A 23,367-nucleotide genomic window follows, 5' to 3' on the forward strand; every position below is an offset into this window, starting at 1 on the left:
GGGTCAGTCCTGGTGGAGCCGGAGCAGCCGGGCGGCGTCGTCCTTCATGACCAGTGACCTCACCTCGTCGTTGATCTCCAGCTCGGCGAAGTCGGCCGGCCACCGGTCCGGCGTGATCAGGTTGTGGTCGGAGCTCAACAGCGAGTTCGCCTGCCGGACGAGCTGCGGCACGCTGGGGTGGGAACGTGAAGCCCCGCACACCGTACTCCTCGACCAGGCGGCGACCACGGTGTGCGGCTGCGCGGGATCCGTGACGTCGTACTGTGGAAGCGGCTGCCCAGGGAGGAGGTCGACGCGGATGGGTCTGGAGGTCGAGAGCCGGCCGTCCGATTCGCCGTACATCGAGCGGGTGTGGCGGAGCAGCAGCGGCGACGGGCTCGAACGGATGACGTCGGTGGCCACGGCCCATGGGGAGCTGGTCCTCTGGGAGGAACGCGGCCGGGTCAGCGTCTCGGTCCGGGGGCCGGAGACGCGGGCGAGCCGGGCTCCGGTGCCCGAGGACGCCACGTTCTTCGGGATCGTCTTCTCCGCCGGCACGTTGATGCCGCACCTGCCCTTCCACCGGCTCGTCGACCTCGATGTGGAGATCCCCGAGGTGACGCGCAGGTCGTTCTGGCTGAAGGGGTCCGCCTGGCATCTCCCCGGTTACGACAACGCGGAGTCGTTCGTACGGCGGATGGTCCGTGAGGGCGTGCTGGAGCGCGACCCGATCGTCGCCGAGGTGCTCCGCGGCGCGTCGCCGGACCTGTCCGAGCGCACGATCCAGCGGCGGTTCGTGGCGGCCACCGGGCTCACCCGCGGCGCCATCCGGCAGATCGACCGGGCCAGGCGGGCGGCCGTCCTGATCCAGGAGGAGGTGCCGATCCCCGACGTGATCGACCGGCTCGGATACTTCGACCAGCCGCACCTGGTGCGGTCGCTCTCGCGCTACATCGGGCGGACCGCCACGCGGCTGAGCGACCCGTCGGAGCCGCTGTCGCTTCTGTACAAGACCTGAGCGTCCCTTCGCGCCTAGTCTCCACTGTCGATCCGAACGACAGAGGAGCAGAGTCATGGCGAAGATCATTTCCAACTTCTTCATCTCGCTGGACGGCGTGGTGGAGTCGCCGGACCAGTGGCACTTCCCGTACTGGAACGACGAGATGGGCGCCGTGGTCCAGGCGGGCCTGCAGAGCCAGGCGGCGATGCTGATGGGCCGCAAGCTGTACGAGGAGTCGTCGGCCTACTGGACCACGACCGACCAGGACCAGGAGATCGCCGCGCTTTTCAACGCCGCCCCCAAGTACGTCGTGTCGAGCACCCTGGAGAAGGCCGACTGGAACAACACCACGGTCATCGGCGGCGACGTCGCGGCCGGGCTTCGCGAACTCAAGGAGCGGCTCGACGGCGACATCCAGATGTCCGGCTCCGCGACGACCGTGCGGTGGCTTCTCGCGAACGGGCTGCTCGACGAGTTGAAGCTGCTCGTCCACCCGATCGTCGTCGGCCGCGGCCAGCGGCTGTTCGAGGACACCCCGACCCACCCGCTCAAGCTGGTCGAGTCCCAGACGTTCCAGACCGGGGTCCTCGACCTGACCTACGTCCCGGACACCGACTGACGTCGTCGCCGTTTCTGTCGCCCAGGTGCTCTAGTCTCCAGCCATTGATCAAGCCCGGCGAGCCTGGAGAAGCACGGACATGAAGGCCGGCCAGACGGCGAAGAAGATTGGCGAGAAGACCCGCGAGGGCTACGCGCCCGCCGTGCGCGGGGTGCGGCAGCGCCGGGCCGTGACCCGCCGCGCCATCGCCAGCACCCGCTCGACCGCCCGGCAGGCGCCGGTCCTGTGGCGCTTCGACAGCGGCGCGCCCGCGTTCGGCATCTTCGTGGACGGCGAGCGCTGCTGGGTCGGCAACCAGCGAGGCGACGTCTGCACCGTCACCCACTCCGGCACCGTGACCGGCCGCTTCCGGCTGCCCGACGGCGTCAAGTGCATCGTGGCCGACGACTTCTGGATCTACGCAGGCACGGCCCGCCGCACCGTGCACCGCCTGGCCAAGGGCGACGGCGTGGTGGTGGAGTGCGTCAGGGACGGCGAGCGGCTCCGGGTCCGCGTGGTCAGCCCCGGCTACGAGTCGGGGAACGTACAGTTCCCGAAGGACATCCGCGAAGCGGGCGCCCGCTACCTGGTCGACGGCGTGCGCTCGCCGGCCGCGGCGGTTTTTACCGCGCGTACGGCGAGATCAGGCCACTGCTCTGACCCGATCCGCCCCCCGAAAGGACGAGACAGTGACTGAACCAGAACAGGACCGGTACCGATCCGTCGCCATGATCGGCCTGGTGACTTCGGTGACCCTGAGTTGCCTGGTGGGCTGGGCGGAACTGCCCGCCGTCATCGTCCTCTTCCTGGCCGTTCCCGGGCTCCTGTGCGTCGTCTACCTGCTCTGGGCCATCCTGCGGGAGTGAGACCGCTCTTGACAGTTGGCCGAATGATGCATGCAATATATTGCACATCGCCAACCCGAGGAGCTGCGGCGTGTCCATCGACGACTTCGAGCGCTACCCCCTGACCTTCGGCCCCAGCCCCGTCCACCCGCTGGAGCGGCTCAGCGACCAGCTGGGCGGGGCGCGGATCTGGGCCAAGCGCGAAGACTGCAACAGCGGCCTGGCCTTCGGCGGCAACAAGACCCGCAAGCTGGAGTACCTGATCCCCGACGCGCTCCGGCAGGGCGCCGACACGCTGGTGACCATCGGCGGCGTGCAGTCCAACCACACCAGGCAGGTCGCGGCGGTGGCGGCCAAGCTCGGGCTGAAGGCCGTCCTCGTACAGGAGAGCTGGGTCGACTGGCCCGACGCGGTCAACGACAAGGTGGGCAACATCCTGCTGTCGAGGATCATGGGCGCGCAGGTCCGGCTCGTGGAGGCCGAGTTCGGCATCGGCTACAAGGACAGCTGGACCGACGCCATCGAAGGCGTCCGATCCTCGGGCGGGACCCCGTACGCCATCCCGGCGGGCGCCTCCGACCACCCGCTCGGCGGGCTCGGCTTCGCCAACTGGGCGTACGAGGTACGTCAGCAGGAGCGCGAGCTGGGCGTCTTCTTCGACACCATCGTGGTGTGCAGCGTGACCGGCAGCACCCAGGCCGGGATGATCGCCGGTTTCGCCGGCCAGGACCGCCCGCGCCGCGTCCTGGGCATCGACGCCTCCGCCAAGCCCGCCGAGACGCGGGCCCAGGTGGAGAAGATCGCCCGCGCCACCGCCGAGCTGATCGGCCTGGGCCGCGACCTGCGCGACGACGAGATCACGCTGCTGCAGGGATGGGCGGGCGACCTCTACGGCGTTCCCGTACGGTCTACGACCGACGCCATCCGGCTCACCGGGAGCCTGGAAGGGGTGATCCTCGACCCCGTCTACGAGGGCAAGTCCATGGCCGGGCTCATCGACCTCGTACGGAACGGCGACATCCCCAAGGATTCCAACGTCCTGTTCGCCCACCTCGGCGGCCAGCCCGCACTCAACGCCTACAGTGGAGCCTTTTGACTCACGCGAGCGCCGCGCGGATCTGTCCGAGCCACTCCATGCCCAGCCGGCGTCCGTCGGGGAGCTGGTCGCCCCGATCCCAGCGCCAGGTTGTGATCATCGCCAGCATGAGGATCCGGCACTCGCGCAGCAAGTCCTGGTCGACACCCGGGTAGTGCTCGCCGACCTCTTCGGGCGCATGGGCGAGGTCGAACTCGACAGGTCCGCGGCAGCACGTCTCGAGGTCGACGAACAGCAGGCCGCTCCTCGTGGTGAGCACGTTGCCCGGGTGCGGCTCGCCGTGCAGCAGCTGCTCGGCGCCGCCGCGTTCGCCGATCGCCCGTTTCAGGCTGCTCAGCGTGCCGGCGAGCAGCTCCCGGTCGGCGTCGGCGAGCGCCGGAGTACGGTCGCGGCTCGCCACGAGTCGCTGAGCCTGCTCGACCCGGTCCGTGAAGTGCGGCGCCGGGACGTCGAGCTTGCGCATGCCGGCATGCAGCCGCCCGAGCGCGTCGGCGTAGTCGGCCGGTGGGATCTCCCGGCGTGACACAGGTTCGTGGTAGGTCCACAGCGTGACCATCAAACCGTCACGCTCATGGACGCGTGGCTCCACCCGGGGGTCGAGCGCGGCCACCGGGCACCCTGCGTCGACGAGCCGTTGCGCGAGCTCGACCTCGAACCGCGCGACCGGCTGCGCCACGGGCGCCACCCGGGCCACGACGTCACAGGGCAGCAGACGCAGGGTGAGCGCGTTCGAGTCGTGCAGAACGATCGCGTCGTCCGCCGTCAGGCCGAGTGACGAGGCGACCGACGTGGCCGCGGCCACCGCACGCGTGGCATCTGCTGTCTGCATCGTCGCGAGCCATCCTCCCCAAGCGGTGCAACCCGGGCACCCTACCAACGGCCCCCGACGCGGAAAAAGCGGTTTAGCGGCTGCCCAGGGTGGCGTCGGTACGGGAGATCACCTGGGGCTTGCCGGTGACCTTCGGAGAGGCATCCAGGTGGGCTGGGGGCCGGTGGTCAGGAAGTCCTCGACCACTCTGGTGCACCAGTCGGGCTTCTCCTGGAGGAGGGTGTGGGACGTGCCGGGGACGACGGTCAGATATCCGTCGGGCAGGCTCCGGTACAGCTCCACGGTGTGCTCCAGCGTCACGATGTCGTCGTCGGCGGCCATGACCAGCGCCGGACAGGTCACGGCACCGAGATCAGCCGGCTTCAGCCCGCGTTCCTCGGCCACCGCCCGCACGATCTTGGCCACCACCACCGGGAGATGGCCGGCGCCGTCAGGGGACACCTCCGCGTACGCCTCCACCAGGGGCGGAGGCAGCGGCCCCTCACCGGAGGGCCGCACGATCATGCCCTCCATGTCGAAGGCGCCACTGATCAGGACAAGCCGGTCGACGAGGTCGGGGCGGCGCACGGCCACCCACAGCGCCACGGTCGCACCGGCGCTGTAGCCGACGAGCCGCACCGGCCCGCCGACGACCTCGTCCAGAAACGCGATGGTGTCCTGCGCCATCAACTCGACCGTGATCGGCCCCGGCACGTCGGCCGTGTGACCGTGGCCGCGGCGTTCGGGCAGCAGCACCCGGAAACGGCCGGCCAGCGCGCCGAGGTTGCCGTGGAAGTCCCTGCTGTCGGAGAAACCGCCGTGCAGCAGCACCAGCGGCTCCCCTTCGCCGCGCTCGTCGTACCAGGTGCGCACGCCGTTCACGTCCACATAGCCCGCCATCGGGTCGTCCCTTCGTCGCCGCCCCGGTGACCGTCACCGGGGTACACAGGTCATACGGCGCGGAGGGCGGAAACTCATCGCCTCAGGACACGGTTTCCAGCACACCGGGCAGGCCGAACAGCGGGAACAGCCGGTCGGCGTCGAGGTGGGTCGTCACCTCCGTGATCAGCCCGCCGGACAGGGTGAGGGTCACCAGCGCGAACCGCTCAAGCCTGCCGTCAGGTCCCGGCAGATACTGGGCGAACGCGGGCGAGCCGTTGGCCGCGGTCGGCACGAGGCGTGCGCCCGCGCAGGGATGCCCGGCGGCGAGCAGCGTCCGGCGGATCTCCGCCCGCCCGCGCAGCCACCACCGGAACGGCGGCATCGACATGACGACGTCCTCGTGCAGCAGCGCCACCATGGCCTCGACGTCGTACCGCTCGAAGGCGTCGCAGTAACGGGCGAGAAGCCGCCGCTGCGCCTGGTCGAGCGGAGGGTGGGGCTCGTCGGGGCTCACGGAGGCGGCCCGCAGCTTCGACCGGGCGCGTTGCAGCGCGCTGGTGACGGACGCGACGGAGGTGTCGAGCAGCCGGGCGACCTCGTCAGCTCTGCAGCACAGCACGTCGCGCAGGATCAGCACCGCCCGCTGCCGGGGCGGCAGTTGCTGCAGCGCGGCGACGAACGCCAGCCGGATCGTGTCACGCCGCGCGGCCAGCTCCGCCGGATCGCCGCCGGCCGGCAGCACGCGGCCGTCGGGGACCGGCTCGACGAACGCGCTGTGGGGGAGCGGCTCACCGAGGTCGGGCCCGGCCTGCGCGGACGGGCCGAGGTCGATCGCCCGGGCCCGGCGCCGCGCGCCCCGCAGCAGGTCGAGACAGACGTTGGTGGCGATGGCGTAGAGCCACGACCGCATCGGCGCCCGGCTCTCGTCGAACCGGTCGAGACTCCGCCAGGCGCGCACCAGGGTCTCCTGCACCGCGTCCTCCGCCTCGAACGGCGACCCGAGCATCCGGTAGCAGTAACCCGTCAGGGCGATCCGGTGCTGCTCCAGCAGATCCGATGCTTCTGGCTCACCCATGCCCGCGAGGCTACCGCCGCCCTCCGACAACTCCGCGAGGCCGCTTCCCTCTCAACCGCCGCCACTGCGGCGGCTTGACCTCGCGCGCCTCGCCGGCCCTGCCGGTCGGTGTCGTACCGCCATCGCCACCCGTGGTCGCGTACGAGCATCTCGCCGAGACAGGCGCCCGCGCCCATGATCACGCTGTGGGTGCGGCCGGCAAGGCTCCCACACGCGTACGACGATTCACGCGTCCGCGATCTGCATGACCACCGCCTTCGGCTCGGTGAAGAACTCGCGGCTGAAGTCGCCGCCCTCCCGGCCGATGCCCGAGTCGCCGACGCCGCCGAACGGGGCCCGCAGGTCTCTGATGAAGAAGCAGTTGAGCCAGACCGTGCCCGCGCGGAGCGCCGCCGAGACGCGGTGGGCGCGGTTGACGTTCTCGGTGAACAGCATGGCGTTCAGCCCGTAACGGGTCGCGTTGGCCGCGCTGACGGCCTCGGCCTCGGTGTCGAAGGGCTGGACGACGACCACCGGGCCGAAGATCTCCTCGCGCCAGTGGCGGGCGGACGGGTCGACGTCCGCGAGCACGGTCGGCCGGACCGACCAGCCGTCGCCGAGCCCGCCGGTCAGCATCGTGCCGGGCGCGTCCTCGACGTACGAGCGGACCTTGGCGAAGTGGGACTCGCTGGCGAGCGGGCCGAGTTCGGTGGCCGGGTCCTTGGGGTCGCCGGTGCGGAGCGACTCGGCCTTCTTGACGAACCGGTCCAGGAACTCGCCGTAGACGGCCCGCTCGACGAAGAGCCTGCTGCCGGCCAGGCACACCTGGCCGGCGTTGCGGAAGATCGCCTCGGCGGACCAGTGGACGGCGTTGTCGAGGTCGGCGTCGGCGAACACCAGGTTGGCACCCTTGCCGCCGAGCTCCAGGCTGACCGGGGTGAGGTTGGCGGCGGCGGCGCGGGTGATGGCGCGGCCGGTCGCGGACTCGCCGGTGAACGTGACGCGGTCGACCCGCGGGTCCTCGGTGAGCGCCTGGCCGGCGGAGTCGGGGCCGTAGCCGTGCACGACGTTGAGCACGCCCGGCGGCAGCCCGGCTTCGAGCGCGAGCCTGGCCAGGAGCGTGGCGGAGACCGGCGTGTCCTCGGCGGGCTTGAGCACGACCGTGTTGCCCCAGGCCAGCGCGGGGGCGATCTTCCACGACTCCAGCATGAGCGGGAAGTTCCACGGCGCGATGGCGGCGGCGACGCCTGCGGGCTCGTAGCGGGTGTAGGCGTGGTGGCCGGAGTCCATCGGCAGCGCCTGCCCGGTCGACAGGCGGGCGTGGTCGGCGAAGAAGCGGAGGTTGGCGGCGGCGCGCAGCACGTCGTGGCCGCTCTGGGCGACCGGTTTGCCCATGTCGCGGGTGTCGGCCAGGCTCAGCTCGGCGCGGTGCTCCTCGACGAGGTCGGCGAGCCGGTGCAGGAGCCTGCCGCGCTCGGCGAACCCCATCCGGGGCCACGGCCCCTCGTCGAACGCCCGCCGGGCCGCCGCCACCGCCCGCGCGGCGTCGTCGGCCCCGCCGAGCGCCACCTCGGCCCACGGTTCCCGCGTCCACGGGTCGACGCTGGGCATCCGACGCCCGTCGAGGGATCCGGTCTCCTCGCCGTCGATGACGTGACCGTAGAAGCCGGTCATGAGCGCGGCCCCCTCTCGGCGATCGTGACGTCGCCGGCGGCCCAGTGGGTCGGCGGGATCTCCCGTACGATCACGCGGACGCTCTCCTCGGGTGAGCCGACGGAGGCGACGACGGCCTCGGTGACGTTGGAGATCAGCGCGCGGATGCTCTCGGCCGGACGGCCCTGGATGAGTGTGACTTCAACGAGAGGCATGGACACCACCTGGGAAGAGGTCGGCGGCGGTCCCGGTGCGGACCGCACGTTCCTGGTCGGGGGCGAGGCCGGCCGGGGCCAGGGCGGCTCCGGCGGGGCGTTCGGCGATGGGGAAGGGGTAGTCGGTGCCGACCATGACGCGGTCGGCGCCGACGGTCTCGACGAGCGTGCGCAGCGTGCCGGGGTCGTAGACGAGCGAGTCGTACCAGAACCGGCGCAGATACTCCCGCACCGGTCGTTCGGGCGCCCGGACGCCGGGGAGCATGGCCACGCACCGTTCGATGCGCGGCAGCATGGCGAGCAGCGCGCCGCCGCCGTGCGCGAGCACGACCCGCAGGCCCGGGTGCCGGTCCAGGACGCCGCCGAGGATGAGCGTGGCGGCCGCGGCGGCGGTCTCGGCCGGCATGCCGACCGCGTACAGCAGCCCGTGCGCGCCGAGCCGGTCGGCGCCCAGCACCTGCCAGGGGTGCACGAACAGCACCGCGTCGCGTTCGGCGACGGCCGCGTAGAAGACGTCCAGCGCCCGGTCGTCGAGCGGGCGGCCGTCGACGTTGGTGCCGATCTCGACGCCGGCCAGCCCGAGCCCGTCGACGCACTCGCCGACCATGGCGGCGGCGACGTCCGGCTCCTGCAGCGGCACCGTGCCGAGCCCGGTGAAGCGGCGGGGCTCGGCGGCGACGAGACCGGCGATCCACTCGTTCTGCGCGCGGGAGAGCTCGATCGCGCCGTCGACCGGGAGTCCGTAGCCGAACGTGACCGGGATCGGGGACACCACCTGGGAGGTCACGCCTTCGGCCGCCATGTCGGCGAGCCGCCGCCCGCTGTCCCAGCAGCGGTCGTCGAGGGCGCGGAAGAACCGGCCGCCCAGCTGGAGGTCGGCCGTGCACGGTCCGGTGGCCCGCAGGCCGGGCCAGGCTCCCGCATACCTCTCGGACAGGCGCGGCAGGTCGCGCGGGATCGCGTGCGTGTGGACGTCGACGGTCACGGCGCCACCACCTGGGCGGTCTCGATGGACCCGCGCAGCTTGGCCAGCAGCGCGGTCAGCGTGCGGCGCTCGTCGCCGCTGAGCTGCCAGGCGATCGCGTCCAGGTAGCGCCAGTGGGACGGCAGGAACCCCGCCAGGAACCGCTCGCCCGCCTCCGTGTTGGCCACCAGGAACGAGCGGCGGTCGCCGGGGTTGACCCGCCGTTCCACGTACGACCGCGCCACCAGCCCGTCGACCACGCTCGTCAGGTTGGCCGGGCGCACCGAGATGGCCTGGGCCAGCTCGCCCATGTTGAGCGGCCGGTCGGCGCGGTGCAGGACGGTGAGGATGTTGAGCTGGCTTACTGTCAGCCCGTGGGGCGCCAGCTCGGCGGTGCCGGCCCGGTCGAACGACGACATCGCGCGGTAGAGAGTGAGGGTGAGCTTCAGCAGGTCGGGGTCGAACTCCGGGCCGTGCTCGTCCGCCGCGCGGGCGACCTGCCACTCGACGTCCTGGAAACCGGGCTCTTCGGCCACGCGGCCCCCTGGTTATTCGAAACGTAGATATTTATGGTGGATGATAATACAGATCCACTTCGAAATCCTGGAGGGCCCGGAATGGGCGAAGTCCTGGGCGTCGGCGTCACGCACTACCCTCCCTTCAGCGGCACGGATGCGGACATGGCCGGCCTCTTACGGCGCACCATGGCCGACCCCGGCATCCCCGCCGAGGTGAAGGACCCCGCCAACTGGACCGATAACGCCCGCCGCGAGTGGGGCGACGACGGCGGCGCCACCGGTGCCGCGGAGCACCGCGAGGCCCTGATCAAGGGCTTCGAGCAGGTACGGGCCGCCATCGACGACTTCAATCCCGACGCCGTCCTGATCTGGGGCGACGACCAGTACGAGAACTTCCACGAGGACCTCATCCCGCCCTACGCGGTGCTCGCCTACCCCGACCTGGAGCTCCGGCCCTGGGCGCAGGCCGGCTACTCGGCGGACATGCAGGGCAAGCCGAACGTGTGGGACGAGCCGTACGACACCACCTTCCGGGTGCGCGGCCGGCCCGACATCGCCCGGCATCTCGCCTCCGGGCTGCTGGAACGCGGCGTCGACGTGGCCTACGCCTACAAGCAGGCGCACCATCCGGGGCTGCCGCACGCGTTCCTCAACGCCATCCTCTATCTGGACTACCACCGCACCGGCTTCGACTACCCGGTCATCCCGTTCCCCATCAACTGCTACGGCCGGCGGGTCGTCAGCTACCGCGGCTTCATGAGCGAGATCGGGGACCAGCGCGAGCTGGACCCGCCGTCGCCGTCGCCCGCCCGGCTGATGCAGGTCGGGGCCGAGGTGGCGCGGCTCTGCGCCGAGTCGCCGTGGCGGATCGCGCTGCTCGCCTCCTCCAGCTGGTCGCACGCCTTCCTGTGCGACCGCACCTGGCGGATGTGGCCCGACACGCCCGCCGACGCCCGCCTGTACGAGGCCCTCGTCAAGGGTGACCTGGACGTGTGGCGCGCCACCACGCTGGCGGACGTCGAGGCGGCGGGGCAGCACGAGCTGCTCAACTGGTTCCCCCTGGTGGCGGCCATGGAGGCGCTCGGCCGGCCGGTGCCGCAGTGGTCGGCGTTCGTGGAGACCGAGGTGTTCAACTCGAACAAGGTCTTCGCGGTCTACCGGTGACGCCTGCCGGGTCAGTCGAACAGGTCGTCGAGGGTCTGGACGGTGATGGCCCGGGTGGCCCAGGTTTCGAGCTGGTCGAGGTCGGTGCAGGCGGTGATGCGGGCCCGGGTGTCGTCCGGGATGTCGAGGCCGCGGGTTTCCAGGAGCAGCAGCACCAGGCGTGCGGCCTCTTCCGCCTTGCCTTCTGCCTTGCCTTCAGCCTTACCTTCAGCTTTGCCCTCGACTTTGCCTCGGGCTTGGCCTTCTTCGAGGCCGCGGCCGAAGTGTTCGCGCGCGAAAGGGCTGTAGACGGGCCAGGTGGTGGATTTCATGATCTCCTCCAGGAGGCGCCGGATCTCGGGCGCGGCCGTGGACCATGACCGCCATGGCCGCCAGTCCGGGCTGGGCTGCGGCCTGGTGGGGGTCGGTGATGGCGGGGATGTCGTCCGGTCCCAGCACGTGGGCCTGGAGGCGGTATCCGGTCAGGCCGGAGTCGATCGGCTGGGCGTAGTAGGCGGCGGCCGCACGGTCGGGGCAGATCACCAGGACGGTGACGTCGCAGCCGAGCAGCAGCCACAGCGCGGCGGCGTAGCGGGCGAGTTGGTGGGGCGCCTTGGACTTGTCCTGCTGGATCTCCACGATGATGGCGTGTGCGGGGCTCTGGGGCGGGCCCATGACGAGGACCAGATCGGCCTCGAAGTCGCCGGAGGGGCGGGTGTTGAACGTGCTGTCTTCCACGCGGATCAGCGGCGTGGCGGGCACGTCGACGCCCATGAGGTCGCGCAGGATGTCCACGGCAAGTTGGGGACGTTCACTGATCATTTGGATGAGGGCGTCGTGTGGGGGAGACGGCATGCCACTTATTGTGACATGACAATCACTTAAAGTAATGAATCATGTTGCCGACATGGGAAGCGACACCTGACGGACCGCTCGCGTTCGAAGATGACGCCGCACGCGCCGTGTGGACCTGGCGCACCAGCGGACCCAAATCGGGGCGTAGAGAAGGGCTTCGCCCCCAGGCGCTCCGCGCCGTCTCAGCTCAGGCGCTCCGATGAGGCGCCTGCGGCGCAACCCCAGCGCCTGCGGCGCCTTCGCGTGCCCTGTCGGCCGTGGGATTCGACGAACGCGCGCGGACCCTTGACGGGGAGCCGTCGGAAGACGGGCTTACCCGGCTCGCTCTGTTTCCGGCCGGCCCGCGGCACGCGCGAGGGCGCCGAAGGCGCGGGGTTTGCGCCGGAGGCGCCTCAAAGGAGACGCCTGAGCTGTGGGGGCGCGGAGCGCCTGACGAGTGAAGACCATTTGGGCCGTGGTCTGGTGAAGCAGGGGAGGCGGGGTGAGAGTACATTCTTCCGGTGCGTCGCATCTCTGTCGTGGGCAACTCCGGGTCGGGCAAGTCGACGGTGGCGGCGGAGCTGGCCGGGAGGCTGAGTGTGCCGTGGCTGGAGCTGGACTCGATCTTCCACATGCCGGGCTGGACCCCGCGCCCCGTGGACGAGTTCCGGGCCGAGGTCGACGCGTTCACCGCGGGCGACGGGTGGGTGGTCGACGGGAACTACTCGGCCGTGCGGGAGCTGGTGTGGTCGCGTAGTGACACCGTGGTCTGGGTGGATCCGCCGAGGGCCACGGTGATGCGCAGGCTCGCGGTCAGGACGCTGCGCCGGATGGCCACCGGGGCCGAGTTGTGGAACGGGAACCGGGAGAGGTTCCGGTTCCTGTTCACGAAGGACGAGTCGATCCTGCGCTGGGCGTGGGTGAAGCATGACGAATACCGCGAGCGGTACGCGAAGGCCGCCGTGGATCCGGCGTACGGGCACCTGAGGTTCGTCCGCGTCACGTCGAGCGGCGAGCTGGCGCGGGTCCTGGACGGCTGATCACTCGCCGCGCCGGGCGCGGGCGGCCCGGCGTTTGCCCTCGTGCATGGCCTGGACGCGGGCGACCGGGATGGTGTGGCCCTCCTCGATCAGGTCGGCGGGCAGCGACTGGGGAGACGGCAGGTGGGCGGCCCACGGGTCGCCGTCGCCCAGCAGGCCGGGGGCGGTCCTGATGGTGAAGTCGCGCGGCGTCACCCGGTCGAGCTCGTCCCACCCGACCGGGAACGAGACCGGCGTCCCGGGCCTGATCCGCGGGCTGTAGGCGGCCACCACGGTGGCCCCGCCGGCCCTGGTCGAGTCGAGGAACACCTTGCCCTGGCGGTCTTCCCTGATGAACGCGGTGGTGGCCAGGGCGGGGTCGAGCCGCTCGGCCCGCGCGGCGACGGCCCGGGTGGCCGCGGCCAGGTCCTCCATGGGGATCCCGGCCACGACCGGCACGAACACGTGCAGGCCCTTGGCCCCGGAGGTCTTGACCGCCCCGGACAGCCCGGCCTGGGCGAGCGCCTCCCTGATCAGCCCGGCGGCCCGCACCACCAGCGAGAAGTCGCCGCCCTCCGGCGGGTCGAGGTCGAGCACCAGGTGCGTGAAGTGGTCGCCGACGAGCAGGGCGGGGTGGTATTCGACGGCCCGCTGGTTGGCGAACCAGAGCAGCGTCCGCCGGTCGTCGCAGAGCGCGTAGGAGACCTGGCGGTGCGACGCCTCCGCCCAGATGGTCACCGTGCGGATCCACGAGGGGGCGTACTTGGGGAGGTTCTTCTGCATGAACGGCGCCTGCCCCGGCCGCACCCGCATGACCGACAGCGCCCGCCCGCGCAGGGCGGGCAGGATGCGGTCGCGTACCGCGTCGAGGTAGTCGACCAGATCACGCTTGGTCGCGTCAGCCCCGTCGAACAGCGGCTGGTCGAGATTGGTCAGCCGCACCTCGTCGCGCGTCTCATCAGCGGTCACCCCGTCCACGATAACCGGGTGGGATCCGCGGTGCTCAGGTGAAGGTCAGCGCCGGATGGACGAACAGCATGACGGCCCCGAAACCGAACTTGAGCAGGGCGTCGATCAAGCCGAACATCCGCAGCGGCGCCCCGGTCCTGAGCCCGACGTAGGCGTTGACCATCGTCACGACGCCGAGGATGCTGATCAGCGGCCCGTGCGCCAGGCCCATGGGGACGAAGTGGACTCCGACCACGAACAGGATCCACAGGATGACGGTCCGGTAGTCGGCCCCCTTGGTCTTGGTGAGCACCCAATAGATCAGGCCGGCCTCCAGGACGAACGATCCCACCAGGCCTCCGATCTGCGCCACCGAGGGCGGGCCCAGGCTCGGCAGCAGGGCGCTCAGCCCGCTCCCGACGAACCCGGCCACGAACCCACCGATCAGGAACTGCAGCCAGTACTTCTGGAACAACCAGCTGAGCAGGAACCCCGTCCCCACCCCCAGCAGGAATAACCCGCCGCCCCTGATGAGCGGGTACGGGTGTGCGGCTGTGTCGGCGAACCATGCGAGAGACATGCGACATTCCCCCAGAAATCGGATTTCGATCATCCTGGCACATGCCGTCGGCCGGGCCCGTGGGCCCGGCCGTACCTCGATGAGTCAGGCTCGCTGCCGGTCCTTGTCGCGGACATCGAGCCGGTCCGGCGCCCGCCCGGTGGCGCTGCCGCCGTCCCGAGGCGCGCCGCGGCGGCGCAGCAGCCGCATCGCGTTGCCGATGACCACCAGGACGGACATCTCGTGCACGAGCATCCCGATCGCCATCGTGACGCCGCCCAGGAGCACCCCCGCGAGGAGCGCGCCCACGGTGACCAGGGCGACCGCGATGTTCTGGCGCATGACCGAGACGGTGCGGCGGGCCAGGCTGACGGCCCGGGGCAGTTTGGACAGGTCATCCTTCATCAGGGCGATGTCCGCGGTCTCGATCGCCACACCCGTGCCCGCCGCGCCCATCGCGACGCCGATGTCGGCGGTGGCCAGGGCAGGGGCGTCGTTGACGCCGTCGCCGACCATGGCGACCACGTGTCCACGGGCCTGCAGGTCGCGAACGACCTCCAGCTTGTCTTCCGGCAGCAGGCCCGCATGGACCTCGTCGACGCCGACCTGAGCGGCGACGGCTTCGGCGACCCGCCGGGTGTCCCCGGTGAGCATGACGACTCTGCGCACGCCGGCCGCGTGCAGGTCGGCGACCATCCGCGCCGCGTCGGGGCGGACCCGGTCGGCCACGGCGACGACACCGGCCAACCGGCCGTCCACGGCCACGACCATCGGGGTGCGGCCCGCGGCGGCGATCCCGTCGACCACGCCGGCGGCCGCGGCGTACGGAACGCCCTCGTCCTCCTGCAGCGCCAGGTTGCCCACCGCGACGCGGCGACCGTCGAGGGTCGCGACGATCCCCTTTCCCGGCACCGGTTCGGTGGCCTCCGGAAGACCGGCGACGTCCAGGCCCTCCGCACGCGCGGCGTCGACGATCGGGCGCGCCAGCGGATGCTCCGAGCCGGCCTCCGCGCGGGCCGCCCAGCCGAGCACGTCGGCGCGGCTCCACACCTCGTCCAGGGAGACCACGTCGGTCAGGTACGGCCGTCCTTCGGTCAGCGTGCCGGTCTTGTCCAGCGCGACGGCGTCGACCCTGGCCGAGGTCTCCAGGAACTCCCCGCCCTTGATCAGGATGCCGTCCTTGGCGCCACGACCGATGCCGGCGACGATCGCAACCGGGATGGAGATCACCAGCGCGCCGGGGCAGCCGATGACCAGCAGCGTCAGCGCCAGCACGACGTCGCCGGTCGCCAGGCCGAGGACGAGGGACAGGACGATGATCGCCGGGGTGTACCAGGCCGAGAAGCGGTCCATGAACGCCGCGGTACGCGCCTTGGCGTCCTGCGCCTCCTCGACCCGGTGGATGATCCGGGCCAGCGTGGTGTCGGCACCGACACCGGTGGCACGCACCTGCAGGAAGCCGCCCATGGAGACCGTGCCTGCGAACACCTGGTCACCGGTGGTCTTCTCCACCGGGATCGACTCACCGGTGATCGACGCCTCGTCCAGCGCCCCCGTACCGTCGATCACGACCCCGTCGACCGGCACCTTCGCGCCGTTCTTGACCAGCACCGTCTCACCGGTCGCCACCGAGGCGGCGGGTACCTCCACCTGGTGGCCGTCGCGAAGCACCACGGCCACCTCGGGGGCCACCGCGACCAGCTCGGCCAGGGCGGACCTCGTCCTGCTCAGCGTGGCGTTCTCCAGCGCGTGACCGACGGCGAACAGGAACGTCACCGCAGCCGCCTCCCAGTACTCGCCGATGATCAGCGCGCCGATCGCGGCCACCGAGACCAGCAGGTCGATGCCGACCACGCGCGCCATCAGGGCTCGGGCCGCCTTGACGACGATTCCCCAGCCGGCGACCACCGCCGCCGCGACCATCAGCACGTCGCCGGGCATCTCGGCGCCCAGCGCGGCCGACGCCGCGAACGACGCGACGATCAGGAGGCCGCTCACCAGCGGCACACTCCACCGCCACGAACCCCAGGCCCGGACCCTGTCCATCTGCGTCAGCTCCTTCTCCTGGTCCACGTCTGATCTCGACGTTAGGCCGGGACGCCCTGGAGTTCCTTGACGCAGGTCAAGCCGGGACGGCCGCCCGATCCAGAGCCTCGACGTCGAGGATGCCGACGTCGCGGCGCCCGTGCAGTTGGATGACGCCACCCGCGGAGAGCGCGGCGAGGGATCGGCTGAGGGTCTCCGGCTTGGTTCCCAGGTAGGCGGCGACGTCCTTCTTGGCCATCGGCAGCCGGACCACGGGTACCCCGTCCCGTACGTCGGCCGGCAGGTCGAGCAGATAGGCCGCGATGCGCGCGGTGACATCACTGGAGGTGATCGCGGCGAGCAGCCGCTCGACGGAGGTGAGCCGGTCGGACAGCGTGCGCAGCATCCGCAGGCCGATGTCCGGGTAGTCGCGCAGCAACGCCGCGAGGTCGCCGTGGTCGAACACGCACATCCGGCTGTCCTCGAGAGCGACCGCGAAGTGGTCCGGCCTGTGACCGGTCAGGAAGGCGCGCTCGCCCACCACGTCGCCGTTGGCCGCCGTGCGCAGGATCTGCTCCTGGCCGTTGGCCGCCACATGGCTGATCTTGAGCTGGCCGCTGTGCATCACCAGCAGGCGGGAGACCGCCCGCCCGGGGCCGTAGACGGTCTCCCCCTTCACCACGGCCACCGGGCGCGCGAACCGCGCGACGTCGATCTGTTCCTGGCGAGTCAGCCCCTGGAAGATCGGAACACGTGTCACGCACAGGTCGTCCTCGGCCATGGCACCAGCCTGTCACACGGCCCGGAGCTTGACGTAGGTCAAGGAAGCCGGAGCGCCGGATCGGTAGCTTGAGGTCGTCACCAGGAAAGACCGGTGAGGAAGGAGACCAGGACCATGTCCGTCACAGAGACCACCAAGACCATCCTCCGTGCCGAGGGCTTCTCGTGCCCGTCCTGCGTGAACAAGATCGAGAAGCAGGTCCGCCGGCTTCCCGGTGTCGAGTCCGTGAAGGTGCACTTCGCCTCGTCCCGCGTCGAAGTCGTCCACGACCCGGCGGAGGTCGGTGCCGACGAACTCGTCGCCGCGGTGAAGAAGGCCGGCTACGTGGCCCGCCCCGCCGCCTTCTGATGATCAGTCCTTGACGTCCAGCCCCATGGACCTGGCCGTGCCCGCCACGATCTTGACCGCCTGGTCGAGGTCGTCGGTGTTGAGGTCGGGCAGCTTGGCCTCGGCCACCTGCCTGAGCTGGGCCGTGGTGACGACGCCGCCGCTCTGGTGGCCGGGGCGGGGGCTGCCGCCGTTCAGCCCGGTCACCTGGCGGATCAGCGAGGCCGTGGTGGGCTGCTTGACGGTGATGTCGAAGGCCCGGTCCTCGTAGACCGTGACCACGGCCGGTATCACGTAGCCGCGCCGGCCGGCGGTCAGCTCGTTGTACTGCTTGCAGAACTGCATGAGGTTGATGCCGAGCGGGCCGAGGTCCTTGCCGACGGTCGCCGGGCCGGCCTCGCCCGCGTTCAGGTGCATGGTGACGACCCTGGTCACCTTGTTCTTCGCCATGCGGGCTAAGCTAAAGTCTCCCGTAACAGGAGACTCAAATGGATTATTCGATCGGCAAGCTGGCGCAGCTGACCGGTCTCTCCGTCAAGACCATCCGGTTCTACTCCGACGAGGGCGTGCTGCCCGCGCCCGGCCGCACCCCCTCGGGCTACCGCCGCTACACCGACGAGCACCGCGTCCACCTGGAGCTCGTGCGCACACTGCGGGAGATCGGCGTCGACCTGGCCACGATCCGCTCGCTGGGGCGGCGCGGGCTCAAGGACGTGCTCGCCCTCCACCTGCGGGCCGTGGAGACCCAGCTCGCCGCGCTGCAGCGGGCCCGGGCCGTGCTGCGCGCCACCCTCGCCAAGGACGACCCCGCCGACGAGGACCTGCGCCGGCTGCACACCCTCGGGCGGCTGGGCGCGGCCGAGATGGAGACGCTGCTGGACGCGTTCATCGACGACGTGGGCGGCAGCCCCGCCCAGCGGGAGTGGCTGGCGGACATGCGCGCGTGCATGGCCCCCGAGCTGCCCGAGGACCCCACGGCCGCCCAGCTCGACGCGTGGCTGGAGCTGATGGACCTGCTGGCCGACGACGGGTTCCGGCGCAACCTGCGGGAGACGTCCGCGGACTTCTGGGACCGTCCGTACGACCACGGGACATGGCAGCGGGAGAGCGCGGCCATGGCGGAGGAGGCGCTGCGGGCGGTCGAGGCGGGGGTCTCGCCCGCCGCGCCCGAGGCGGTCCCGGTGCTCGAACGCGCCCTCGCCGTCATGGGCGGCGACCGCGACGAGGTCCTGCGCGCCTTCGACCGGCACGATCCGCGCGCCGCGCGCTACTGGGAGCTGGTCGCGGCCGTACGGGGCCTCGACCCCGAGCCCTCACCCATGGCCGTCGCGTACGACTGGATCCACCGAGGGCTCAGAACCAATCGTGAACTTTCTCCGCAACCGGCGCGTACCTCGGAGTGATCGAACCATCGAGGGGAGCTGATGCGGGTGCGGACCCGCCTGCTGATCGCCGCCTTGGCCCTGTGCGTGCCCGCGTCCGCCGCGTGCGCGCCCGCCACCGGAGAGCCGCTGCCCGCCGCGCAGGCCGCGTACGGGGAGGCCGACATCCGGTTCTCCCAGGAGATGATCCCGCACCACCGGCAGACCATCCAGCTCGCCGGACTGGCGGAGGGCCGGGCGGACAACCTGTACGTGCAGGATCTGGGCGGGAGGCTGATCGCCCTGGAGCAGGCCGACATCGACAAGATGGCGTCCTGGCTGCGCGAGTGGAAGCGGAAGGTGCCGCCGGACGACGCGAAGGTCGCGCACTCCATGCCCGGCATGCTGTCGGCCGAGCAGATCAAGGTGCTGGAAGGGATGTCGGGCGCGGAGTTCGACAAGTCCTGGCTGACGGTGCTGTCGAGACACCTGGCCTCCGGCACCGAGATGGCCGAGAAGGTGCTCGACCAGGGCAGACACCAGCCGACCCTGCGCCTGGCGAAAGAGATGATCAAAAATCAGCGGGCCACCATCGCCGAGATAGCCGGGCTGCTGGCCTGACCGGACCGGCAGGGCGGGTCGCCGCCCTGCCGGTCCCGCGTCAGTCTCCCTTCGGAGGACCGGCCGCGCCGGCCATCAGCTCGCGCTCCTCACGCGTCGCGATGAGCCCGGCCGGCGCCACGATCTTCGACTCCTCGTACGGGGCCTCCGTGTCGGGCAGCGGCGCCCGGGAGCGGATCGCGACGATCCAGACCCGTGCGGCGTCCACGATCACGATGATGATGAGGATCGCGAACAGCGCGGCAAGGACGCCGTCGACGGTGGAGTTGAAGACGACCCGTTCCATGTCGCCGATCGACTTGGCCGGGGCCAGGACCTCTCCCTGGTCGAGTGCGGTCTGGTAGCGGTCGCGCTGGGCGAAGAACCCGAGGCCCGGGTCGGGCGAGAACACCTTCTGGTAGCTCGCCGTCAGCGTGACCGCGACGTCCCACGCCAGCGGGACACCGGTCACCCAGGCCCATTTCAGCCGCCCGCTCTTGATCAGCAGCGTGGTGGCGACGGTGAGCGCCACCGCCGCGAGCAACTGGTTGGCGATGCCGAACAGCGGGAAGAGCTGGTTGATGCCGCCCAGCGGATCGTTGACGCCCTGGTAGAGGAAGTAGCCCCAGGCCCCCACCACGATCGCGCTGGTCGCGAGGAGCCCCGGCCACCAGCTGACCTTGCGCATCGGCTTCCACACGTTGCCCAGCGTGTCCTGCAGCATGAACCGGCCCACACGGGTGCCGGCGTCGACCGTGGTGAGGATGAACAGCGCCTCGAACATGATCGCGAAGTGGTACCAGAAGGCCTTCAGCGCGGCGCCGCCGAGGAACCCGGAGAAGATCTCCGAGATGCCGACGGCCAGCGTGGGCGCTCCTCCGGTACGGGCGATCAGGGTCTCCTCCTGGACCGCCGCCGCGGCCGCCTGGAGCTCCTGCGGCGTGATGACGAAGCCCATGTTGGTGACCGCCTCGGACGCCGTCTGGACCGTGGCGCCGAGCACCCCCGCGGGCGAGTTCATCGCGAAGTAGAGGCCGGGGCTCAGGATGGAGGCCGCGGCGATGGCCATGACCGCCACGAACGACTCCATCAGCATGGAGCCGTAGCCGATCATCCGTACCTGGGACTCCTTCTGGATCATCTTCGGAGTCGTGCCGGAGGAGATCAGCGCGTGGAACCCGGACAGCGCGCCGCAGGCGATGATGATGAACACGAACGGGAACAGCGACCCGGCGAACACCGGCCCCTTGCCGTTGAACGCGAACTCGGTGAACGCGGTGTTCTGCATCGCCGGCATCGTGACCAGGATGCCGACCGCCATCAGCGCGATCGTGCCGATCTTCATGAACGTCGACAGGTAGTCGCGCGGCGCGAGCAGCATCCACACCGGCAGCACCGCCGCGATGAACCCGTACGCGATCAGCCACAGCGCCAGCGCCGACGGGCTCAGCGTGAAGACCCCGGCCCAGCTCGAGTCCTGCACCCACCCGCCGGCGACGATGGCGAGGATCAGCAGCGCGACGCCGATGACCGAGACCTCCACGACCTTGCCCGGCCGGAGCACCCGCAGGTAGAAGCCCATGAACAGGGCGATCGGGATCGTCATCGCGATCGAGAACACGCCCCACGGCGACTGCGCCAGCGCGTTCACCACGACCAGCGCCAGCACCGCCAGCAGAATGATCATGATGGCGAAGACCGCGATCAGCGCCGCCACCCCGCCGACCGGCCCGATCTCGTCGCGGGCCATCTGACCGAGGCTGCGCCCGTTGCGGCGCATGGAGAAGAACAGGATCACCATGTCCTGCACCGCCCCGGCGAAGATCACGCCGGCCACGATCCAGATGGTGCCGGGCAGGTAGCCCATCTGGGCCGCCAGCACCGGCCCGACCAGCGGGCCCGCCCCGGCGATGGCGGCGAAGTGGTGACCGAACAGGATCCGCCGGTCGGTGGGCTGGTAGTCGATGCCGTTGTCGAGCCGTTCGGCCGGCGTCGCCCTCCGGTCGTCGGTGCGGAGGACCTTGCGCTGGATGAACCGGGCGTAGAAGCGGTAGGCGATGGCGTACGAGCCGAGTGCGGCGGCGAGCAACCAGACCGCGTTGACGTTCTCACCCCTGGACAGGGCGAGCACGCCCCAGCCGGCGGCGCCTATCAAGGCGACCGCTGTCCAGATGATGATGGAGCGCACCTTCACCGATTACCTCCCATATATGGGACGGCCCAGGCAGCAGCGGAGTCCGGCGTCCGGTGGCAGATCGGTGGTGAAGCGCCGCCAGCGCCACAGCGGACGGCAGTCGATCGTCACGGGCAGCTCGACTAGATGCACCCAGGCGGAGGGGTGGGCGTACACCAGATCGGTCCCCAGCCTCCGGGCCCTTCGCGGTAACCGGGACCGCCGCAACGGCCTGACTGAGAACTCGCCGGCGTCGGCGCAGCAGAGGCCCGTGACGTGCCAATCGAAGAAGACCACTTCGTCGGCGCGAAGGAAATCCTGTGCGGCGGCCGTGAGCGTGATGCGAGACATCTGGGGCTCCTGAAATAATTGGTGCTCAGAAGCTAAAGACGCCCTTACCCGGGTTATTGACTACCAAAACGCTGTTTTGACCGGGGTAATCCCTCCGCAATGGAGCTGTTAGAAACGGCGGCACTGGCCTTCCTTGTCGCCCTCCACACGGTTGCCCTTGCCGGTGGGCGCGGGGCGGTTCTCCTCGCACTGGAGGTTGCCGCCGACCTTGTTCTTGTAGATCTTGACCCGGCCGCGGTTCTCCTCGATCTGGATGTCGCCGTCCACCCGGGCCGAGCTGACGGTGACGGTCCCGCTCTCCTTGACCTGGATGTTGCCGTCCACCTTCGAGCCCTTGGTCACCGACACGCGCCGCGCCTCCTCGGCCTGGATGTCGCCGTCCACCCGGATGCCGCGCGCTACAAGGGTGGCGCCCTCGCCCACCTTGACGTTGCCGTCCACCTTCGTACCGACGAGCGTGCACTTCTTGCCCTTGGGCACCTTGATGTCGCCGTCGACGGACACCGCGCGGATGACGCCCCGGCACGTCCGGTCGTCCGCGTAGGCGGGAGCGGCGGCGAAAACGGAGCCGAGCAGGGCGCCGGCCAGAACCAGGGAGATCTTCTTCATGTCAGTCCTCTTTCTCGTTCGTACTGGTTAAAGCCTTTCGTTCCGTGGTGAGCGGTCAGTGAGCGGAAGATGAGGGCGCTCTCATCTGTCGGTGGCGTCTCGTACGGTGTGGAGGGTGACCGAGAAGGAGATCCTGCGCGCGAGCCTCCAAGAGGTACGCGACGCGATGCTGTTCAAGCTCGACGGGCTGAGCGACGCCGACATGCGGATGCCCATGGTGCCCTCGGGCACCAACCTGCTCGGCCTGGTCAAACACCTGGCCGGCCTGGAGTACGGCTATCTGGGCGAGGTGTTCGGGCGGCCAGCGCCGGAGCGGATGTCATGGCAAGACGACGGCACCATCTGGGACGGCGCCGACATGTGGGCGGCCGAAGGCGAGACCACCGACTACCTCACCGGCCTCTACCGCCGCGCCTGCACCCACGCCGACGAGACCATCGAGGCCCTCGACCTCGCCGCCGTCGGCACCGTCCCGTGGTGGCCGGAGGGGCGCAGGGAGGCGTCGCTGCGGCAGCTGGTGGTCCGCATGATCCAGGAGACGTCCCGGCACGCCGGCCACGCCGACATCATCAGGGAGCTCATCGACGGCTCGGGCGGGCGCCACCCGGGCGACACGTCCTTCCCTGAGCCGGGCGACCCTTACTGGCGTGACTACGCCACCCGCATCCGTGAAGCGGCATCCAAGGCCTGACCCCTGGACCAGAGTCGCAGCTGAGCCGTTCTTCTGAGGCGCCTCCGGCGCAACCCCGGCGCCTGCGGCGCCCAAAGGGCTTCGCCCAGCGGGCGCTTCGCGCATTGCAGCTCAGGCGTTCCCACAAGGCGCCTTCGGCCTCCGTGCCTTCGGCGCTGACGGGCTTCGCCTTTCAAGCGCTTCGCGCAGACCGTGCGCAACCACGTCGCCGCCATCCTCGCCAAGCTCCAGGCGCGCGACCGTGCCGCGCTCGTCGCGCGCGCCCGCGACCGGGGACTCGGGCAGCATCCGGTCGAGTGACGTCGCGCGCGGTCGACGATCGGCGCCTGCGCCG

At 70.6% G+C, this 23,367-nt stretch carries 28 protein-coding genes; 11 read left to right on the forward strand and 17 right to left on the reverse strand.

The window, feature by feature from the left end; translation table 11 throughout:
* Positions 1 to 3: 3 nt before the first annotated feature.
* On the reverse strand, positions 4 to 171 hold the full coding sequence (locus tag KME79_RS22055; protein ID WP_219546104.1) for a hypothetical protein: 168 nt from the start codon (positions 169 to 171) through the stop codon (positions 4 to 6).
* Between the two features lie 127 nt (positions 172 to 298).
* Between KME79_RS22055 and KME79_RS22060 the strand changes: the two genes are divergently transcribed.
* The 5 genes from KME79_RS22060 (at position 299) to KME79_RS22080 (ending at position 3,518) form a co-directional block, all read left to right on the forward strand.
* Positions 299 to 997 carry a helix-turn-helix domain-containing protein gene (locus KME79_RS22060; protein WP_219546105.1) on the forward strand — a complete coding sequence of 233 codons (699 nt, stop codon included), beginning with the start codon at positions 299 to 301 and terminating at the stop codon, positions 995 to 997.
* A gap of 55 nt (positions 998 to 1,052) precedes the next feature.
* The gene (locus tag KME79_RS22065) at positions 1,053 to 1,598 is read left to right on the forward strand and encodes a dihydrofolate reductase family protein (protein WP_219546106.1); all 546 of its coding nucleotides are present in this window, start codon (positions 1,053 to 1,055) and stop codon (positions 1,596 to 1,598) included.
* 79 nt (positions 1,599 to 1,677) lie between these two features.
* Positions 1,678 to 2,274, forward strand: coding sequence for a hypothetical protein (locus KME79_RS45090; protein ID WP_246640225.1), 597 nt, complete (start codon positions 1,678 to 1,680; stop codon positions 2,272 to 2,274).
* A complete protein-coding gene (locus tag KME79_RS22075) occupies positions 2,267 to 2,443 on the forward strand; it encodes a hypothetical protein (RefSeq protein WP_219546107.1) in 177 nt (58 codons plus the stop codon). Before KME79_RS45090 ends, KME79_RS22075 begins: the two co-directional genes overlap by 8 nt.
* 70 nt (positions 2,444 to 2,513) lie before the next feature.
* Positions 2,514 to 3,518 carry a 1-aminocyclopropane-1-carboxylate deaminase gene (locus KME79_RS22080; protein WP_219546108.1) on the forward strand — a complete coding sequence of 335 codons (1,005 nt, stop codon included), beginning with the start codon at positions 2,514 to 2,516 and terminating at the stop codon, positions 3,516 to 3,518.
* Position 3,519: 1 nt separating this feature from the next.
* On the opposite strand, the gene KME79_RS22085 is transcribed toward KME79_RS22080, so the two are convergent.
* The 7 genes from KME79_RS22085 to KME79_RS22115 form a co-directional block, all read right to left on the reverse strand.
* Complete coding sequence (locus KME79_RS22085) at positions 3,520 to 4,347, reverse strand: phosphotransferase enzyme family protein (RefSeq protein ID WP_219546109.1); 828 nt, start codon at positions 4,345 to 4,347, stop codon at positions 3,520 to 3,522.
* Positions 4,348 to 4,455: 108 nt separating this feature from the next.
* Positions 4,456 to 5,226, reverse strand: coding sequence for an alpha/beta fold hydrolase (locus KME79_RS22090; RefSeq protein WP_219546110.1), 771 nt, complete (start codon positions 5,224 to 5,226; stop codon positions 4,456 to 4,458).
* Between the two features lie 82 nt (positions 5,227 to 5,308).
* The gene (locus KME79_RS22095; protein WP_219546111.1) at positions 5,309 to 6,283 is read right to left on the reverse strand and encodes a sigma-70 family RNA polymerase sigma factor; all 975 of its coding nucleotides are present in this window, start codon (positions 6,281 to 6,283) and stop codon (positions 5,309 to 5,311) included.
* A 225-nt stretch (positions 6,284 to 6,508) separates the two neighbouring features.
* Entirely contained in the window at positions 6,509 to 7,936 is a 1,428-nt protein-coding gene (locus KME79_RS22100; protein WP_219546112.1) for an aldehyde dehydrogenase, read from the reverse strand.
* The gene (gene thmT / locus KME79_RS22105; RefSeq protein ID WP_219546113.1) at positions 7,933 to 8,130 is read right to left on the reverse strand and encodes a 2-hydroxymuconate tautomerase; all 198 of its coding nucleotides are present in this window, start codon (positions 8,128 to 8,130) and stop codon (positions 7,933 to 7,935) included. Before thmT ends, KME79_RS22100 begins: the two co-directional genes overlap by 4 nt.
* Positions 8,117 to 9,115, reverse strand: coding sequence for an amidohydrolase family protein (locus tag KME79_RS22110; RefSeq protein ID WP_219546114.1), 999 nt, complete (start codon positions 9,113 to 9,115; stop codon positions 8,117 to 8,119). Before KME79_RS22110 ends, thmT begins: the two co-directional genes overlap by 14 nt.
* Positions 9,112 to 9,630 carry a MarR family winged helix-turn-helix transcriptional regulator gene (locus KME79_RS22115; protein ID WP_219546115.1) on the reverse strand — a complete coding sequence of 173 codons (519 nt, stop codon included), beginning with the start codon at positions 9,628 to 9,630 and terminating at the stop codon, positions 9,112 to 9,114. The genes KME79_RS22110 and KME79_RS22115 overlap by 4 nt, the downstream gene beginning before the upstream one ends.
* Positions 9,631 to 9,711: 81 nt before the next feature.
* Here KME79_RS22115 and KME79_RS22120 point away from each other — a divergent pair, with 81 nt between their 5' ends.
* Positions 9,712 to 10,776: a class III extradiol ring-cleavage dioxygenase family protein gene (locus KME79_RS22120; protein ID WP_219546116.1), complete on the forward strand. Its 1,065-nt coding sequence runs from the start codon at positions 9,712 to 9,714 to the stop codon at positions 10,774 to 10,776.
* A gap of 11 nt (positions 10,777 to 10,787) precedes the next feature.
* On the opposite strand, the gene KME79_RS45095 is transcribed toward KME79_RS22120, so the two are convergent.
* Positions 10,788 to 10,931, reverse strand: coding sequence for a hypothetical protein (locus tag KME79_RS45095; RefSeq protein WP_246640227.1), 144 nt, complete (start codon positions 10,929 to 10,931; stop codon positions 10,788 to 10,790).
* Positions 10,932 to 10,983: 52 nt separating this feature from the next.
* Positions 10,984 to 11,577, reverse strand: a complete 594-nt coding sequence (locus KME79_RS22125) for a hypothetical protein (protein ID WP_246640228.1) — start codon at positions 11,575 to 11,577, stop codon at positions 10,984 to 10,986.
* Between the two features lie 533 nt (positions 11,578 to 12,110).
* Between KME79_RS22125 and KME79_RS22130 the strand changes: the two genes are divergently transcribed.
* The gene (locus tag KME79_RS22130) at positions 12,111 to 12,629 is read left to right on the forward strand and encodes a P-loop NTPase family protein (RefSeq protein WP_219546117.1); all 519 of its coding nucleotides are present in this window, start codon (positions 12,111 to 12,113) and stop codon (positions 12,627 to 12,629) included.
* On the opposite strand, the gene KME79_RS22135 is transcribed toward KME79_RS22130, so the two are convergent.
* The 4 genes from KME79_RS22135 to KME79_RS22150 all read right to left on the reverse strand — a co-directional run bounded on the left by KME79_RS22135 (position 12,630) and on the right by KME79_RS22150 (position 16,921).
* On the reverse strand, positions 12,630 to 13,577 hold the full coding sequence (locus KME79_RS22135) for a DNA polymerase domain-containing protein (RefSeq protein WP_308249006.1): 948 nt from the start codon (positions 13,575 to 13,577) through the stop codon (positions 12,630 to 12,632). It abuts the gene before it with no gap.
* A gap of 34 nt (positions 13,578 to 13,611) precedes the next feature.
* Positions 13,612 to 14,136, reverse strand: a complete 525-nt coding sequence (locus tag KME79_RS22140; RefSeq protein ID WP_219546119.1) for a DUF6609 family protein — start codon at positions 14,134 to 14,136, stop codon at positions 13,612 to 13,614.
* Between the two features lie 84 nt (positions 14,137 to 14,220).
* Entirely contained in the window at positions 14,221 to 16,161 is a 1,941-nt protein-coding gene (locus KME79_RS22145) for a heavy metal translocating P-type ATPase (protein WP_219546120.1), read from the reverse strand.
* Positions 16,162 to 16,237: 76 nt separating this feature from the next.
* On the reverse strand, positions 16,238 to 16,921 hold the full coding sequence (locus tag KME79_RS22150) for a Crp/Fnr family transcriptional regulator (RefSeq protein ID WP_219546121.1): 684 nt from the start codon (positions 16,919 to 16,921) through the stop codon (positions 16,238 to 16,240).
* Between the two features lie 114 nt (positions 16,922 to 17,035).
* On the opposite strand from KME79_RS22150, the gene KME79_RS22155 reads away from it, so the two are divergent.
* The gene (locus tag KME79_RS22155; RefSeq protein ID WP_219546122.1) at positions 17,036 to 17,269 is read left to right on the forward strand and encodes a heavy-metal-associated domain-containing protein; all 234 of its coding nucleotides are present in this window, start codon (positions 17,036 to 17,038) and stop codon (positions 17,267 to 17,269) included.
* 3 nt (positions 17,270 to 17,272) lie between these two features.
* On the opposite strand, the gene rplK is transcribed toward KME79_RS22155, so the two are convergent.
* Positions 17,273 to 17,698, reverse strand: coding sequence for a 50S ribosomal protein L11 (rplK, locus tag KME79_RS22160; RefSeq protein ID WP_219546123.1), 426 nt, complete (start codon positions 17,696 to 17,698; stop codon positions 17,273 to 17,275).
* Between the two features lie 38 nt (positions 17,699 to 17,736).
* On the opposite strand from rplK, the gene KME79_RS22165 reads away from it, so the two are divergent.
* Together KME79_RS22165 and KME79_RS22170 are read left to right on the forward strand one after the other, a co-directional pair.
* Positions 17,737 to 18,651 (forward strand): MerR family transcriptional regulator, encoded by a 915-nt coding sequence (locus KME79_RS22165; protein ID WP_219546124.1) that lies wholly within the window; start codon positions 17,737 to 17,739, stop codon positions 18,649 to 18,651.
* Positions 18,652 to 18,672: 21 nt separating this feature from the next.
* Positions 18,673 to 19,230 (forward strand): DUF305 domain-containing protein, encoded by a 558-nt coding sequence (locus KME79_RS22170; protein WP_219546125.1) that lies wholly within the window; start codon positions 18,673 to 18,675, stop codon positions 19,228 to 19,230.
* Positions 19,231 to 19,270: 40 nt separating this feature from the next.
* On the opposite strand, the gene KME79_RS22175 is transcribed toward KME79_RS22170, so the two are convergent.
* Together KME79_RS22175 and KME79_RS22180 are read right to left on the reverse strand one after the other, a co-directional pair.
* Positions 19,271 to 21,403 carry a carbon starvation CstA family protein gene (locus KME79_RS22175; protein WP_148036631.1) on the reverse strand — a complete coding sequence of 711 codons (2,133 nt, stop codon included), beginning with the start codon at positions 21,401 to 21,403 and terminating at the stop codon, positions 19,271 to 19,273.
* Between the two features lie 438 nt (positions 21,404 to 21,841).
* Positions 21,842 to 22,342, reverse strand: a complete 501-nt coding sequence (locus tag KME79_RS22180; RefSeq protein ID WP_219546126.1) for a bactofilin family protein — start codon at positions 22,340 to 22,342, stop codon at positions 21,842 to 21,844.
* Positions 22,343 to 22,457: 115 nt separating this feature from the next.
* On the opposite strand from KME79_RS22180, the gene KME79_RS22185 reads away from it, so the two are divergent.
* A complete protein-coding gene (locus tag KME79_RS22185; RefSeq protein ID WP_219546127.1) occupies positions 22,458 to 23,033 on the forward strand; it encodes a DinB family protein in 576 nt (191 codons plus the stop codon).
* The last annotated feature ends 334 nt before the right edge of the window (positions 23,034 to 23,367 follow it).

This window comes from Nonomuraea harbinensis (genome assembly GCF_019396385.1).
In the GTDB taxonomy this organism is placed as follows: domain Bacteria; phylum Actinomycetota; class Actinomycetes; order Streptosporangiales; family Streptosporangiaceae; genus Nonomuraea; species Nonomuraea ferruginea.